At 50.4% G+C, this 12,630-nt stretch carries 25 protein-coding genes; all 25 read right to left on the bottom strand.

Annotated features, from left to right (window positions below; all coding sequences use genetic code 11):
- Window positions 1-10: 10 nt before the first annotated feature.
- Genes AF_RS09560 through AF_RS09680 form a run of 25 tightly spaced genes read right to left on the bottom strand, consistent with a single transcriptional unit; the run spans window position 11 to window position 12,548 of the window.
- A complete protein-coding gene (locus AF_RS09560) occupies window positions 11-541 on the bottom strand; it encodes an uL15m family ribosomal protein (RefSeq protein ID WP_052270492.1) in 531 nt (176 codons plus the stop codon).
- A gap of 5 nt (window positions 542-546) precedes the next feature.
- Window positions 547-1,005 carry a 50S ribosomal protein L30 gene (rpmD, locus tag AF_RS09565; protein WP_010879397.1) on the bottom strand — a complete coding sequence of 153 codons (459 nt, stop codon included), beginning with the start codon at window positions 1,003-1,005 and terminating at the stop codon, window positions 547-549.
- Between the two features lie 5 nt (window positions 1,006-1,010).
- Window positions 1,011-1,607, bottom strand: a complete 597-nt coding sequence (rpsE, locus tag AF_RS09570; RefSeq protein ID WP_010879398.1) for a 30S ribosomal protein S5 — start codon at window positions 1,605-1,607, stop codon at window positions 1,011-1,013.
- On the bottom strand, window positions 1,604-2,167 hold the full coding sequence (locus tag AF_RS09575; protein WP_010879399.1) for a 50S ribosomal protein L18: 564 nt from the start codon (window positions 2,165-2,167) through the stop codon (window positions 1,604-1,606). Before AF_RS09575 ends, rpsE begins: the two co-directional genes overlap by 4 nt.
- Window positions 2,168-2,172: 5 nt before the next feature.
- Window positions 2,173-2,613, bottom strand: coding sequence for a 50S ribosomal protein L19e (locus AF_RS09580; protein WP_209435117.1), 441 nt, complete (start codon window positions 2,611-2,613; stop codon window positions 2,173-2,175).
- A gap of 5 nt (window positions 2,614-2,618) precedes the next feature.
- Window positions 2,619-3,008, bottom strand: a complete 390-nt coding sequence (locus AF_RS09585; protein WP_010879401.1) for a 50S ribosomal protein L32e — start codon at window positions 3,006-3,008, stop codon at window positions 2,619-2,621.
- Window positions 3,009-3,017: 9 nt separating this feature from the next.
- The gene (locus tag AF_RS09590) at window positions 3,018-3,608 is read right to left on the bottom strand and encodes a 50S ribosomal protein L6 (protein WP_010879402.1); all 591 of its coding nucleotides are present in this window, start codon (window positions 3,606-3,608) and stop codon (window positions 3,018-3,020) included.
- Window positions 3,559-3,948 (bottom strand): 30S ribosomal protein S8, encoded by a 390-nt coding sequence (locus AF_RS09595; RefSeq protein ID WP_048064747.1) that lies wholly within the window; start codon window positions 3,946-3,948, stop codon window positions 3,559-3,561. Before AF_RS09595 ends, AF_RS09590 begins: the two co-directional genes overlap by 50 nt.
- 5 nt (window positions 3,949-3,953) lie before the next feature.
- Window positions 3,954-4,109, bottom strand: coding sequence for a 30S ribosomal protein S14 (locus AF_RS09600; RefSeq protein ID WP_010879404.1), 156 nt, complete (start codon window positions 4,107-4,109; stop codon window positions 3,954-3,956).
- Complete coding sequence (locus AF_RS09605; RefSeq protein WP_010879405.1) at window positions 4,106-4,642, bottom strand: 50S ribosomal protein L5; 537 nt, start codon at window positions 4,640-4,642, stop codon at window positions 4,106-4,108. The genes AF_RS09600 and AF_RS09605 overlap by 4 nt, the downstream gene beginning before the upstream one ends.
- 3 nt (window positions 4,643-4,645) lie before the next feature.
- The gene (locus AF_RS09610) at window positions 4,646-5,344 is read right to left on the bottom strand and encodes a 30S ribosomal protein S4e (protein ID WP_048064748.1); all 699 of its coding nucleotides are present in this window, start codon (window positions 5,342-5,344) and stop codon (window positions 4,646-4,648) included.
- 5 nt (window positions 5,345-5,349) lie between these two features.
- Window positions 5,350-5,712, bottom strand: a complete 363-nt coding sequence (rplX, locus tag AF_RS09615) for a 50S ribosomal protein L24 (protein ID WP_010879407.1) — start codon at window positions 5,710-5,712, stop codon at window positions 5,350-5,352.
- A 10-nt stretch (window positions 5,713-5,722) separates the two neighbouring features.
- On the bottom strand, window positions 5,723-6,121 hold the full coding sequence (rpl14p, locus tag AF_RS09620; RefSeq protein ID WP_010879408.1) for a 50S ribosomal protein L14: 399 nt from the start codon (window positions 6,119-6,121) through the stop codon (window positions 5,723-5,725).
- Window positions 6,102-6,437, bottom strand: a complete 336-nt coding sequence (locus AF_RS09625; protein ID WP_010879409.1) for a 30S ribosomal protein S17 — start codon at window positions 6,435-6,437, stop codon at window positions 6,102-6,104. Before AF_RS09625 ends, rpl14p begins: the two co-directional genes overlap by 20 nt.
- Entirely contained in the window at window positions 6,434-6,742 is a 309-nt protein-coding gene (rnp1, locus tag AF_RS09630) for a ribonuclease P component 1 (RefSeq protein ID WP_010879410.1), read from the bottom strand. The genes AF_RS09625 and rnp1 overlap by 4 nt, the downstream gene beginning before the upstream one ends.
- Window positions 6,718-6,909: a 50S ribosomal protein L29 gene (rpmC, locus tag AF_RS09635; protein ID WP_048064484.1), complete on the bottom strand. Its 192-nt coding sequence runs from the start codon at window positions 6,907-6,909 to the stop codon at window positions 6,718-6,720. The genes rnp1 and rpmC overlap by 25 nt, the downstream gene beginning before the upstream one ends.
- Complete coding sequence (locus tag AF_RS09640) at window positions 6,845-7,534, bottom strand: 30S ribosomal protein S3 (protein ID WP_010879412.1); 690 nt, start codon at window positions 7,532-7,534, stop codon at window positions 6,845-6,847. The genes rpmC and AF_RS09640 overlap by 65 nt, the downstream gene beginning before the upstream one ends.
- Window positions 7,534-7,995, bottom strand: a complete 462-nt coding sequence (gene rplV, locus AF_RS09645) for a 50S ribosomal protein L22 (RefSeq protein WP_048064485.1) — start codon at window positions 7,993-7,995, stop codon at window positions 7,534-7,536. The genes AF_RS09640 and rplV overlap by 1 nt, the downstream gene beginning before the upstream one ends.
- A 5-nt stretch (window positions 7,996-8,000) precedes the next feature.
- Window positions 8,001-8,402 (bottom strand): 30S ribosomal protein S19, encoded by a 402-nt coding sequence (gene rpsS / locus AF_RS09650; RefSeq protein ID WP_010879414.1) that lies wholly within the window; start codon window positions 8,400-8,402, stop codon window positions 8,001-8,003.
- 4 nt (window positions 8,403-8,406) lie between these two features.
- Entirely contained in the window at window positions 8,407-9,120 is a 714-nt protein-coding gene (locus tag AF_RS09655; RefSeq protein WP_010879415.1) for a 50S ribosomal protein L2, read from the bottom strand.
- Window positions 9,121-9,131: 11 nt separating this feature from the next.
- Window positions 9,132-9,377, bottom strand: a complete 246-nt coding sequence (locus AF_RS09660; protein WP_048064486.1) for a 50S ribosomal protein L23 — start codon at window positions 9,375-9,377, stop codon at window positions 9,132-9,134.
- Entirely contained in the window at window positions 9,371-10,129 is a 759-nt protein-coding gene (gene rpl4p, locus AF_RS09665) for a 50S ribosomal protein L4 (RefSeq protein ID WP_010879417.1), read from the bottom strand. The genes AF_RS09660 and rpl4p overlap by 7 nt, the downstream gene beginning before the upstream one ends.
- A 2-nt stretch (window positions 10,130-10,131) precedes the next feature.
- Window positions 10,132-11,127 carry a 50S ribosomal protein L3 gene (gene rpl3p / locus AF_RS09670; protein ID WP_010879418.1) on the bottom strand — a complete coding sequence of 332 codons (996 nt, stop codon included), beginning with the start codon at window positions 11,125-11,127 and terminating at the stop codon, window positions 10,132-10,134.
- Complete coding sequence (locus AF_RS09675) at window positions 11,124-11,894, bottom strand: putative RNA uridine N3 methyltransferase (RefSeq protein WP_010879419.1); 771 nt, start codon at window positions 11,892-11,894, stop codon at window positions 11,124-11,126. Before AF_RS09675 ends, rpl3p begins: the two co-directional genes overlap by 4 nt.
- A gap of 57 nt (window positions 11,895-11,951) precedes the next feature.
- A complete protein-coding gene (locus AF_RS09680; protein WP_048064487.1) occupies window positions 11,952-12,548 on the bottom strand; it encodes a LolA family protein in 597 nt (198 codons plus the stop codon).
- Between the last annotated feature and the right edge of the window lie 82 nt (window positions 12,549-12,630).

Genomic DNA, 12,630 nt, shown 5'->3' on the forward strand with positions numbered 1-12,630 from the left:
ATCAACCCCTTTACTCAGCCACTACCTTACCTCCAGCAGCCTCAATCTTCTCGACAGCCTTGGGCGTTGCCTCAAAGACTTTAACCTCCATTTTCCTCGTTACCTTTCCAGAGCCAAGAAGCTTGCTGTAGCCAAGTTCCGCCAAATCAATTCTGTAAACGTCCCCTTCCTTCTCCGCCAGCCCCAAGCTTGCGAGTCTGTCGATTATCTCGTCAAGGTCGCCTGCATTCAGCTCAGGCCTTGAGTAGAGATAACGATAGGTGTAGTCGTCGAGCTTCCCTTCTTCCTTGAGCCACCTCAGGGTTTCCTTAACCGCCTGAACGTTCAGGTAGTCCTTCCTCAGTATCTTGGGCCTCGTAAAGCCGTGCTTTCCAAACAAGTACTCGCCCTTCTTTGCGAGCTTCACGAATTTGATGTACTTGTGCTTGTGAACTCCAGCGTTACCCGCACCTCCTCTGTTACCCCTACCTCTTCTGTTCTTGTGACTGCCCCATCCAAAGGTTCTCGAACCTCGGAACTTCTTTACCTTCTTCTTTGGCATCAAAATCACCTCATCTTGTAAAGCAGCCTGTTGATTTCCTCACCGTGATAGCCCAAATTACCTCTCGGATAGTGCCACTTAATGTTCTTTATACCTTTTCTCGGGGGGTGGAGCCTGAAGACTGGCTTGAGATCAGGCAAGTCCTTAAGGCTTGCTTTTCCCTCGACCACTGCCTTTGCAAACTCCTCAATGGTCTCGTAGCCCGTCTTCTCCTTCACGTACTCGTCTGTCAGCTTCCTGTTTCCAGTAAGCCTTCCCCTCAGCCTGAGAAGCAATGCAAGGGTTTCGGCGTTGATTTCACCGTAGGCAACGTAATCCTTCACAACCTGAAGCATTCCTCTGTATGAGGGAGTGTCGGGAATGACCACGCAGTGGTAGCGCTTGTGGAGCCTGAGCATTTTCAGGGTTTCCTTTATTTTGCGGTGAACATCAACAGTTCCCCTCATCCTGACAACTGCAAACATTCTCCTCACCTCTTCACGTACATCGTCTTCTTCAAAGCCTCATAAGTCGCCTTTGCGAAGTTCACGGTTGTTTTGGTCTGCCCCTTGGTGAAGCTCCAGACGTCCTTAACTCCGGCAAGCTCTATGACTCTCTTCGCCACATCTCCGGCAACGATTCCGAGTCCCTTGGGTCCGGGGATGAGCGTGACTCTCACGCTGCCACTCGTTCCCGTAACTTTGAAGGGCAATGAGTGGTCTCCTCCGCAACCACACTCCCACGAACCGCAGCCCCTCTGAACCTTGAAGATGTTGAGCTTTGCGTTGTTTATGGCCTTCTGGATGGCTGGAGCAACCTGAGAGGCTTTTCCGGTGCCAATTCCAACGTATCCGTTTCTGTTACCAACTACAGCCGTGACTCTGAACTTGGTCCTCCTTCCGCTGTCGGTCATCCTCTGAACCATCGAAATCTCAAGGACGTCATCCTCAAGGTCCGGAAGGAGTATGTCAACGATTTCGGGCTCCTTCAGCGGGAGATTGCTGGCCAGAGCCTCATCCATTGTCTTTATCTTTCCATCAGCAACCAGTCTCCCCAGCTTTGTTTTCGGCACCCAATCCTCGGTCATGATATCACCATCAGCTTCTCCTTAATCTCATCAACGTGAGCGGGCAAATCTGAGGGCTTCAAACCTCTCTTCTCGTACTCACCAAACCTTTCGGGATTCATTTCGTAGTAGGCTGCAATGTGCTCACCCCTGATTCTCGAATCGTCTGGCAGAACCTCATCGCTGTGAGGAACTTCCAGCCCTCCTTCAACCGCTCCTCTCAGCACTGCAAAAACCCTTGAGCCCCTCGTCGGGGTGTGGAGGCCGATGTCCAGAACAGCCTCGCCAATGCCCTTCTGCAAAGCTTTCTTGGCTATGAGAATGCCCGTCAGGTAGGCAGCGGGGGTGTTGTTCAGGTCCCCTTTCCATCCAAATTCCCTCAGCATTGCTGAATCCACACCGACAACAACTCTGTCCCCTTCTGGGGCGTACTCAACAATCTGAGCGATGACTCTCCTGTTGGTAATTCTCACAACCAGTCTTGGCTTCCTTGAAAGGAGCAGCTTAAGTCTTTTCCTGTAGTTCGTCTTACCCTCTCTTCTTCTCCTGAGGGGAACCTTGTATCTCGGACCTCTTGCCAACTTCATCACCTCTTCATCTGCTCAACATAAATCTTAAGGTGGGCAACGCTCCTGAACTCTCCACCCTTCGCCTTTCTGTAAAGGATTCTGTAAGTTCTCCTGTCCACAACGCCCTCAGCCTTCATCTGCCTCAAAGCTTTCCTTAAAGCTCTGATTCTGAGAATCCACATTCTCTTTCTTGGCATCCTCGCTCCCTTCGCTCCCTTTCTGCTGCCGTGACCTCTTCTCCTGCCCTTTCTCTTCTGGAGCTTTCTCTTGTTTATCCTCGCCCTGCTAACGCCATTTACGGGCTTTCTCTTTATCACACCCTGCTCAATTAGCTCCCTTATGTCCTGCTTTGTTGCCGCTGTGGCAATATCTTCCAAAGCAGCTGGATCAAACCACACTCTGTTTTCACCGCACTTCAACACAGATGCTGCAAGCCTGCGCTGTAAACTCAAATCCATAACCATCACCCTGACGGATTGAGAACTTTAATTCCAAGCTCCTTGGCCTTATCCTCAATCGCAAGCCTCTTCTTCATGCCAACGCATGAGGCGATTCTCACAGCCTGTCTTTCCTTGTCGATTTTTTCCAGATCAGCGGGATTGTAAACGAGGACCTCCTCGTAGCCGCTTGGATGCAAGCCCCTAACGGCCTTGGGAGAGCCAAAGCCCACATTGACGGGAATTCTGCCGCTCCACTTCCCACCGTATCTCTTTCTAAGCTTGTTAAACAAACCTCTCGGCCTTCTCCAGCTTTTGTTTCTCAATCTGAGCTTCTTGTTCCAGCAGTATCTTCTGAACTCTGGCTTTCTTGCCTTCTGCCTCCTTCTCACCTTAAGCAGCCTTTTGTGCTCCATTACAACCACTCACGGCTTCTTTACGATGTATATCCCATCCTGGAAAACACGCGGGTCCTTTCTCTTGATCTTTGTCGCCTGTTCGAGGTTCGCGGCAGTCTGACCGCACTCTTCGATGTCTATGCCCCTCACGTAGATGTCCTGACCGCTTATCTCAACCTGCGCCCTTCCAACTATCTTCGCCCTTCTCGGATGCTTCTCTCCAATGAAGTTCTCGATTATAACCTCATTACCTTCAACTCTGACCTTGATGGGAAAGTGAGCGTAAACAACCTTCAGATGGTACTCGAAACCTTCCTTAACTCCGGTTATGAGGTTTTCGATGTGCCCAGCAAAGGTCCCAACCATTGCCTTGTGTTTTTTCTTGGGAGAGGTTGTGTAAACCCTCACCTTCCCGTCCCCAACCTCAATGAAAACTCCCCTGTACTTCAGATACCTCGTGTTCTCCCCCTTCGGACCCACAGCCTTGAGAGTGTAACCTCTGAAGCTGTCTCCCTCGATGGTTAGCTGCACGTCCTCCGGCACTTCAACAACTCTTTCCTCGTAAACTTCAGTAGACGTAAGCAAGGAGAACACCTCCCAACCTCTGTTTTCTCGCATCCTTCTGCGACATAACACCCTTTGTTGTTGAAACAATCAGAATCCCGAAGTCCCTGGCAGGCAGGTATCTTTTCTCGTACATCTCGTACTCTGTGACGGACGACGAGAACCTTGGCCTTATAGCTCCGCAATCGTTGATGTTTCCGGAAAGCTCCACTATGAACTTCCCACCCCTGTGGTTCTCGACGTACTCGAAGCCCTTGATGTATCCGTAATCCTTCATCACTTTGAGCACGTTGCCGATTAGCTTTGAAGCTGGCTTGATTTCGCACTTTTTCTCTCCCACCATCTCAGCGTTCTTTATCGCTATCATGGCATTTGACAGAGTATCAACGCTCATAACCATCACCAGTACTTCTTAAATCCGAGTTCAGAAGCCACCTCTCTAAAGCACTGCCTGCAGAGGTAGAGACCGTACATTCTGATTAAGCCCCTCCTCCTGCCGCATCTTCTGCACTCGTTGGCACCTCTTCCAAAAACCTTGGTTCTCTCCTTCTTCATTCCACAATCACCCCCAGAGATTCGAGCCAACGGATGGTGTCCTCCTTTGTCACTCTATGGGAAGTCGCAATCTTGGCCTTCTTTCTTCTCCTTCTCGCAACTCTGTAGCCCCTTCTTTTCAGAGACACGCACACGTCCATGCCAAAAATACCGACATCGGGATCGTAATCCACTCCCGGCAAATCAATGTGCTCGGCAATGCCAAAGGCAAAGTAACCCTCTCCAATCGATTTTCGGCTCAGCCTGTTCTCCTTAACGGTGAGCGCATCCTTAAGGAACTTAAGTGCCTTCTCACCGCGAAGGGTTACCTTAATTCCAATCGCCTCTCCCTTCCTGATTCCGAAATTCTTGATAGTCATCTTGGCGTAAGTTATTGCAGGCTTCTGCTCTACAAGCTCTTCAAGCAGGCTGTAAGCTTTCTTGTGTCTCTCTCCGCTCTCACCAACGCCTATGTTGATGACAACCTTGTCCAGCACCACTTCCCTCATCGGATTTTCATTTCCTGCCTTCTTTTCCATCTCAACCGCCTGCATCCCTTACACCCCCAGGTCAATCACGGGCTTATCACTGTCCTTTTTGCCCACAACAAACACGTAGTCCTCAATGGTCGTGATGTCCCTCTCCTCTCCCTCAACAGTAACGAGGTTGGGTGCAGAGCTCCTCACAATCTTGTAGCTCTTTATCCTGCCAATCTCACCAGCATGAGTGCCGCCGGTAATCATGACGAGGGCCCCTTCCTCGAACTTGAGGTGGTCAACGACCTCCTTTTCGGGAATCCTTAGCAGGATGCTGTCCTTCGTCTTGTAATCATTGCTGCCGAGGATGTTTGTGCCGTCAAAGAGGTTGAGCTGAACCTTGCCCCCTCTCACAAGCGTTTTGTTGGTTATCTTGTAGAGCTTGAGGTCCGCATCCTCAACCTCCTTTGGTATATACCTTCCCTTCTCGTCGAAAAGAATTCTGTAGCTCTTCTCAAGCTTTGGAATGGTGACAACGTCAAAAAGCCCCACGGGGAACTTGTAGTCCTTCCTGACGACTCCGTCAACAAGTATCTCTCCTGCAGAAATGATTCTCCTCGCCTCTCTACCGGTATCGGCAAGCTCAAGGAAGTCCCTAACGAGCACGAGAAGCGGGATGGCTTCCTTGTTATGTGGGCCAGGTGAGGGCTTTACAACCCACTTTGAAACCTTTCTCGGAATTTTGTACGTTTTCGGAGCGGAAAGTCTCTTCTGATGCAACTCAATCACCTCTCAAGGATTTTCTTTCTGACCTCGTCCACTTCGCCGAAGTCTGTGATCATAACATTTGACGGATGAATCGGAACCGCAACCTCAGTCCCGTCAGCTTTGGTGACAGTAACGCCATCAACCGTGATTCTGCACCTCTTCATGTCAACCTCAAGCACTCTTCCCTCATGTCCGGCAAACTGACCCCTCATGATTCTCACTTTGTCCCCCTTTCTGACTCTGATTGCCCTCTTTCCGTACTTCTTTCTCAAATCCTTGGATAGAGTAGCGTGAAGAAGCTTGTGCCTCTCGTGAAGCTTGGCCGTCTTGTAAAGCCACCTTCTCTGCTTCCTCGGCTGCTTTGATTTGGGAACTGCCATTTTTACCACCTCACACGATTACGGATGCAATGGTGCCTATTTTGCTAAAGCGCTCCGCAGCCTCTCTCGCAACAGCACCTCTGATTTCCGAGCCCCTAGGCTCTCCCCTCTCGTTTGTAATCACTGCAGCGTTGTCCTCAAACTTCACCCTCGTTCCGTCTGGTCTGCGGTACTCCTTTCTCTGCCTCACTATGACTGCATAGTGAACCTGCTTCCTTATTTCGGGAGTTCCCTTCTTTACGGTCACAACAACTATGTCTCCTACGCCTGCAGCGGGATATCTCCTCCTGACGCCCTTGTATCCCTTTACCGCAATAATTTCAAGCTCCCTCGCTCCGGTGTTGTCGGCGCAAACAAGCCTCGCTCCTGTTGGCAGCGCTCTTGGAATGTTAGCTCTTATTGCCTTCATTGCCCACCACCTCTAAAATCACGAAGCTTTTTGTTTTGCTAATCGGCCTGCACTCTCCAATGGTTACAATATCTCCCGGCCTCGCCCTGATGCACCTCGGATTGTGAGCGTGAAGCTTTGACCTCTTCTTCATGTATCTCTCGAATTTCGGCACGTATCTGATGAGCTCTCTCTCGATTACTGCCGTTTTGCCGTAAACCTTCACAACCTTGCCGCGAAGCAACTGTCCTCTCACTGAAAGCGTTCCGTGAAACGGACAGTTTTCATCCTCACATTCCCTTTCAGGAGGTTTCACGTCAATACCAATATCCCTCATATCCACACACCTTTGGCTCTTTTAAGCATCATCAAACCTCTCTTTATCCTATCCTCCGGCCTGAAATTTATCAGATCACCCTTTATCCGCATGATTTTACCCTTATACCACACTCTGAAGGTTCTACCTCTCTTCGCCACGACTTTTAAACCTTTTTCAGTCATTATTTTGAGCGTGTTCTGAGTCTCATCAACCACTTCTCCCTTTATCCCCACTTCGCTGTGGTTTGGACTCTCCACCACTTCCACCATCAGGCCAATCCAGTCCCTCGCTATCAGCTCTACACCCTGTAGCCTTCCTCGCATAGCGCCATCTTAAGCCTTGCAATGTCCTTCCTGATGAGGTTGATTCTCCCCGGGTTCTCCACTGCGCCACCGCTTCTCACGAGGGTTCTGAGCTTGAGAAGTTCAAGCTCCAGCTCCCTCAGCTTCCTGAGCTTCTCCTCCCTGCTCATCTCCCTTATCTCCTTCATCTTCACCGCTTTCACCCCTCAGATGCTCAATATTTACATCCTTAACCTCAAACTCGTCGGGCAGAGTCACATCCGGCGGAATTATCCTAACGCTAACTCCCAGAACTCCGAGCTTTTTGATGGCAATGTCAAATCCCTTTTGAACCATGCTCTCCGCTGGATCGCCTGTGTGAACAATTGTCCCTGCAACGAACTTCTCAGTCCTCGCCCTCTCGCTGACAAGCTTTCCGCTGATTTCAATCTCGCATCCCTTAGCACCAGCTTCCATGATTCTGTAGAGGAACCTGTAGCCAGCCCTTCTGAAGTACCATCCCCTCTCCAAGGCTCTTGCAAGCAGTGAAGCCATCAGCTGCGCGTTGAACTCAGGTTTTTCAACCTCATCTACGCTGACCTGCGGATTCTCGATTCCGAAGTCCTTCAGCTTCTCTGTCAAAGCCTTGATTCTCCTTCCGCCCTTTCCAATGACGAGTCCAGGCCTTTCAACGAAAAGCGTTACTTGCGTTCCGAGTGGTGTGCGAAGAATGTCAACTCCGCCAAACCCTGCACTCCTCACCTCATCCTTGATCCACTCCTTGACCATCAGCTTCTTCAACCTCTCCTGAACGAACTTTCTCTCTACCGCCATTACCTCACCTCTGCCACAAGCTCTACCGTCGTAAGCTGCTGAAACCTCGGAGTTGCCCTTCCAAATGCTCTCGGCATGTATCTCTCAATAACCCTCCCCTTCTGGGCCTGAGCATGCACTATGACGAGATTCTCCACATCAAGCCCCTTATACTCTGCATTCGCCTCAAGGTTTCTCAGAACCTTAAGCACGTACTTTGCGGCCTTCTGAGGATACCTTCCTGCATACCACTTCTCCAATCCCCTTCTGTGTGCAACCTTCTTCTTGTGCCTCTTGAAGGGAATTGCCCTCTTCATCTCCACAACGTCCTCAAGCAGCTTCCTTGCCTCCTCTATCTTCTTTCCCCTGATTGCCCTGCAAATTTCAACGGCATGCTTGAAGCTGATCGGCATCTCGTAGCCCATCGCCTTCGCAGCCTTTGTCTCATCCTCAGGTTTGTAAGCGTAGTTAACCCTCGCCATAGGCATCACTTCAGCGGGACGTACTTGCTGCTCCTCGTAGCACCAACACCGGGCCCTGAATGCTTCTCGAAGCGCCTCGTCAGTGCGAACTCTCCGAGGCGGTGCCCTATCATCTCCGGCTTTATCTCAACCCTCACGAACTCCTTGCCGTTGTGCACGAACACGACCTTGCCCACCATCTCTGGCAGCACAACCATGTCCCTGCAGTGCGTCCTTGCTGTTCCCTTCTTTCTGAGCTTTCTCAGCAGCTTCTCCTCCTGCTCAGTGAAGCCCCTCTTTATTTTCCTTCTCTCCCTCGCAGGAAGAAGCTTTGCAAGCTCTTCTAAAGGCATCTTCTGAAGCTCTTCCAGAGTGTAACCGCGATACTTGAAGTCTCTCGGCCTGATAACCTTGCTCTTTAACGCCACAATATCACCTCCTCACACCCGTCCTGCGGGCTGCAATACTTCCAACCTTCCTTCCCGGAGGAGCGTTACGGCTGACGGTCTTGGGCTTACCAACATGCTGGTGCTTACCTCCACCGAAGGGATGGTCAACTGCGTTCATCGCAACTCCCCTCACCCTCGGCCACTTCGCAGCCTTGCTCTTCATCTTGTGGTACTTCTTTCCGGCTTTGACAAAGGGCTTGTCAGTCCTGCCACCGCCCGCAACAACACCAATCATCGCCCTGCAGTTTGGATGGAACCACTTCTGCTTCCCAGAGGGCATCTGAACGAGAACCTTGTCAGCCTCTCTTGAAACAACAAAGCCGAAGGTTCCGCTCGCTCTGATGAACTTCCCCCCATCTCCGGGCTGAGCTTCGATGTTGCAGACAGGAGTTCCCTCAGGGATGTTTTTCAGGTAGGTTATGTTTCCAGAAGCGATTTCAACGTTATCTCCAGCGTAAACAACGTCACCCGTTCCAAGGCCCTCAACAGCGAGAATGTAGGTTTCAGAACCGTCGGGAAGCTTAACAAGAGCAACGGGACCGTTTCTTGCAGAATCGTGCTGGATGTCAATTACCTTCGCCGCAACTACCTCATCTTTGAACCTCAGAAGCTTTGCGTCTGTCTTATACCTGTGAGATGGAGCCCTGTATGTTGGGGTTCCTTTTCCTCTATTCTGGGAGATTATTCTTTTACCCATACATCACCACCTCAGAACACTCCAAGCTTTGAAAGAATCTCTTCAGCCGAGTAATCGGGCTTGAGCTTGATGTAGGCTTTCTTCTCGCCTTTCGGCGTTATCAGCGTGTTGACCCTCTCCACCTCAACGTTGAAGAGCTTTTCAATCTCCTTTTTGATGTGCTCCTTTCTGGCCCTCATGTCAACTATCGCCGTCAGCACGTTCTTTTCCAGCTCTGCAACACTCTTCTCCGTAACGAGGAAGCATTTAATCAGCATAACCACTCACCCAGATACTCAACTGCCGATTTTGTCCACACAGTAAGCCTTCCTGGATGACAGCCGGGAGCGAGAAGCTCTACATTCAAATCCTTAACAACCACCGCATCCACTCCCGGAAGATTCTTTGCAGCCTTCACAACTCCATCATCCTTCCCTACAACAAGCAGAACGCTCTTCTTTTTGACGTATCTCCTTCCTCTCATCTTCCCTCTGCCGGCCCTGTATCTCTTCCTCTCCTTCGCCCTCTCCACATCAGCGTAAACGCCAATTGCCCTGAAAACCTCCGCAACGTCCTTTGTTCTCTTCACCGACTCCAGTTCATTGCTCACAACCTTCGGCAGCTCTCCCTCGAAAACGTGGCTTCTCTGCCTCACAAGCTCCTCATTTGCAGTAGCTGCAATCGCTGACTTCAAAGCCTTTCTCATTTCCTTCTTGTTTATCTTCTCCGCCCACTTTCTCTCCGGCTTTGGCGGATGTGCCCTTCTCCCACCGACAGCCTGAGGAACGACAACAGCCCTTCTGCCCAGCTTCCACCTCGGAACTCTCGCATATCCATGCCCCGGTCCCCAGTTCTCCCACGAGTAGTCAACACCGCTCAGCGGATTCGGGCCGTATGGCTGCCTGCGATGAGACTGAAGGGCCAGAACAGCCCTCTTGATGATGTCAGGTCTGAACTCCTCTGCAAACACTTCGGGAAGCTCTATTTCCTCTGTTACCTCTCCCTTCAGGTTCAAAACCTTGGCCTTCATAATCATCTCCCCTGCTTGGACGTTGTGCTAACGTAAACAATATTCACACCATCAAAATGCGCCTTCGGTGGTCTTATCGCATCCCTCATCCTTATCAGCCTCTTCACCGGCCCCGGAACAGAGCCGGTTACAAGGACATACTGAGTTCTGATAACTCCGTAGTGCAGAAATCCGCCCTTTGGCGTAATCTCCTCTCCGTTCTCTCCAATCTTGATGAGCCTCTTGTTGTACTCAGTTCTCTGGTGGAATCCCATCTGACCTGCCTGCGGAACCGTCCACCTCACGTGGTGCGGATTCCACGGGCCAAGATTACCCACTCTCCTGTGCTTGCTGCTCCTCGCATGCTTTGCATCCAGCGTAATCACTCCCCACCTCTTAACAGGCCCCTGGAAGCCCTTACCCTTTGTTACAGCAATAACGTCGATAATCGCTCCCTCATCAAAAACTTCCGAAACGCTAATCTCTTTACCGAGCTTGGAAATTGCGTAATCCAAAGCTTCCTCAACATTTCCTCCAATCCTGTGCTCCATCACGTCAGGAACCTTCTTGGGAACTCCAGTGATGAGGTAAGGCTGAGTGTAGGTTACAACCCTCACCTCCGAAGCCCCATTCTCCACCGCTGCTTTGAGCTTCTCCACATCCGGCTCCTTCTTTGGCAGATTCAGCCTTCTGTCGAGAAAATCGTCCAGATTGTTGCTCCAAACTTCTGCTGCAATCTGCATTCCGTACTGAGTTTTCTTGTAAACCCTCACTGCCGCAACTTTCATCGGCGGTGTTTCTATTACCGTAACAGGAACCACAACCTCCTCACCGTATGTGGGAGAGTTCTTCCTGTCGTCTATCATCACAACGTGTGTCATCCCAGCCTTGTATCCTGCAAATCCCTGCATCCTAACTCTGTCACACTCCGGCCATGCTCTGATTCTTGGAACGATGCTCTTAGCCCTTTTTCTTGGAGAAAACGCTAAAGAACCCCTTCTCGGTCTGTGATACTTCATTCCAAACCACCCCAGTAGTCTGCAAAATTAACAAGTGAAAGAGTCGCAAAGATAGCCTCCTCTAACCTCACGGTTTTCGTTCCCTGATTCGGCACCACATTCCAGCACTCTGCCTCCATCTCGACCCCCAACCTTTTCGCGATTTCGAACACACCCTCTTCGGGATTTCCGAATACGAGTGTAACGTCCCGTCTCAATGCTGGTGGCTTCACAACCTCACACTTGCGTGAGGTCACCACCAGATTTTTCCTCTTTACCAGCTCCTCCAGACGGAGCTTTTTCACCCTGTAACCCCAATACTCCTGGGGCTCAGCTTCTTCCACCCGCAACGGCGTCTTCGAACAGATCCTGACGGTCACGCGGGCGCCCTTTTCCGCATCACTCTTCATGGGCGCCAGGGCGTCGATGCCAACATCCACCCATCGCGTCCCGTCAGGGGCAACGTGTCTTACAACGCCCTCCCTCAATTCACCGACTTTTAAATGTTTCGACCTGTGGGAGGGAATGGCGAGCGGAGGAAGCAAGCCGGCATACTTCAACGATTTTTTGAGAGGAAATATGTGCTTCCTCAGATACTGCGGTGTTTCAAGGTACTCCAGTATCTCAGCGATAAAGTCAGACTCATCAAGTATAGGGTCATAGTATATTATAATCTCATCTACTCTGAAAACGGCCGCTGCTCTAGCTATCAGCCCAACTTTGTAGGTCTTTATTTTCTCGTCCCTCTCGTTGATGAGGGCTGAAGATGGAATGGCGATGGAGAGCATGATGCTTAATTGTGTGGGGTGATAAAAAGTATTAGCCCAAATCGCTATGCTGGTGCCCTACAAATCGCACGGCTCGAACAGAGAGTCGCTAAGCGTAGCATCAAGCTCCATGCTCACAAAATGTAGGGTTACTGTGTTGTTTTCAGGAAAGCTCACTCTCAGCTGGATTTTTGCGGGATACCACTCGCCCTTGACAACCCATACTTTCTCAATTTCAACCTCCCCCTTTCCCCCATCTTTCGCGGCAAGAACGTAGCATTCCTTACTTTCGTTATTCACCACAACCTTCTCCTCTCCAACCAGCGTTACCTCGTACGACTTTAGCATCTCCAAAAAATGGCCATAGTAGAAGTCAACTACTCTGTTTAATGTTATCGTCTTCGATCCGTTCCCACTGCAAATTTTCACCGCGCTTCCGTTGAACACGCTCACCGTGTTTTCAGGCAAGTACTCTATCCGCATTCTGTCGGGCTTTTTGAAGGCGACGTTAATGTAGCTCACGTGATTGTCACTTACTTCTTGAATTTTTGCTTTATAGCTTTCAGCTTCTTCATACCTTTCATAGAGCTTGGTAAGAATTTCCTCTGCTGTCGGAGTCTGTATGCAGGCGGACAGAAAGACGAGGGCGGCGATGAGGGGCCAAACTCTTTTCATGCAAGCTATAGCACAACAAAGCATTTAAACTTTGCCAAAAGCGCGCTGGATATATAAAAAAAACTTTTAATAAACACTACGA

It is taken from the genome of Archaeoglobus fulgidus DSM 4304, assembly GCF_000008665.1.
In the GTDB taxonomy this organism is placed as follows: domain Archaea; phylum Halobacteriota; class Archaeoglobi; order Archaeoglobales; family Archaeoglobaceae; genus Archaeoglobus; species Archaeoglobus fulgidus.

Bases quoted from the DNA above. Each gene is read 5' to 3' on its own strand.
- rpl14p (WP_010879408.1), bottom strand. From the start codon at position 6,121: ATGAAGGCAATAAGAGCTAACATTCCAAGAGCGCTGCCAACAGGAGCG.
- AF_RS09640 (WP_010879412.1), bottom strand. From the start codon at position 7,534: ATGGCGGTAGAGAGAAAGTTCGTTCAGGAGAGGTTGAAGAAGCTGATG.
- rpmD (WP_010879397.1), bottom strand. From the start codon at position 1,005: ATGTTTGCAGTTGTCAGGATGAGGGGAACTGTTGATGTTCACCGCAAA.
- AF_RS09605 (WP_010879405.1), bottom strand. From the start codon at position 4,642: ATGCAGGCGGTTGAGATGGAAAAGAAGGCAGGAAATGAAAATCCGATG.
- AF_RS09680 (WP_048064487.1), bottom strand. From the start codon at position 12,548: ATGAAAAGAGTTTGGCCCCTCATCGCCGCCCTCGTCTTTCTGTCCGCC.
- rplV (WP_048064485.1), bottom strand. From the start codon at position 7,995: ATGGCGAGGGTTAACTACGCTTACAAACCTGAGGATGAGACAAAGGCT.
- AF_RS09625 (WP_010879409.1), bottom strand. From the start codon at position 6,437: ATGAGGGATATTGGTATTGACGTGAAACCTCCTGAAAGGGAATGTGAG.
- AF_RS09675 (WP_010879419.1), bottom strand. From the start codon at position 11,894: ATGCTCTCCATCGCCATTCCATCTTCAGCCCTCATCAACGAGAGGGAC.
- rpl4p (WP_010879417.1), bottom strand. From the start codon at position 10,129: ATGAAGGCCAAGGTTTTGAACCTGAAGGGAGAGGTAACAGAGGAAATA.
- AF_RS09655 (WP_010879415.1), bottom strand. From the start codon at position 9,120: ATGGGTAAAAGAATAATCTCCCAGAATAGAGGAAAAGGAACCCCAACA.
- rnp1 (WP_010879410.1), bottom strand. From the start codon at position 6,742: ATGCGAGGAAGGCTACAGGGTGTAGAGCTGATAGCGAGGGACTGGATT.
- rplX (WP_010879407.1), bottom strand. From the start codon at position 5,712: ATGGCAGTTCCCAAATCAAAGCAGCCGAGGAAGCAGAGAAGGTGGCTT.
- rpmC (WP_048064484.1), bottom strand. From the start codon at position 6,909: ATGAAGGAGATAAGGGAGATGAGCAGGGAGGAGAAGCTCAGGAAGCTG.
- AF_RS09585 (WP_010879401.1), bottom strand. From the start codon at position 3,008: ATGGAGCACAAAAGGCTGCTTAAGGTGAGAAGGAGGCAGAAGGCAAGA.
- AF_RS09580 (WP_209435117.1), bottom strand. From the start codon at position 2,613: ATGGATTTGAGTTTACAGCGCAGGCTTGCAGCATCTGTGTTGAAGTGC.
- rpl3p (WP_010879418.1), bottom strand. From the start codon at position 11,127: ATGAAGTATCACAGACCGAGAAGGGGTTCTTTAGCGTTTTCTCCAAGA.
- rpsE (WP_010879398.1), bottom strand. From the start codon at position 1,607: ATGACCGAGGATTGGGTGCCGAAAACAAAGCTGGGGAGACTGGTTGCT.
- AF_RS09660 (WP_048064486.1), bottom strand. From the start codon at position 9,377: ATGCTGATTAAATGCTTCCTCGTTACGGAGAAGAGTGTTGCAGAGCTG.
- AF_RS09590 (WP_010879402.1), bottom strand. From the start codon at position 3,608: ATGCGAGAAAACAGAGGTTGGGAGGTGTTCTCCTTGCTTACGTCTACT.
- AF_RS09600 (WP_010879404.1), bottom strand. From the start codon at position 4,109: ATGAAGAAGGAGAGAACCAAGGTTTTTGGAAGAGGTGCCAACGAGTGC.
- AF_RS09595 (WP_048064747.1), bottom strand. From the start codon at position 3,948: ATGAGCGTTGATACTCTGTCAAATGCCATGATAGCGATAAAGAACGCT.
- AF_RS09560 (WP_052270492.1), bottom strand. From the start codon at position 541: ATGCCAAAGAAGAAGGTAAAGAAGTTCCGAGGTTCGAGAACCTTTGGA.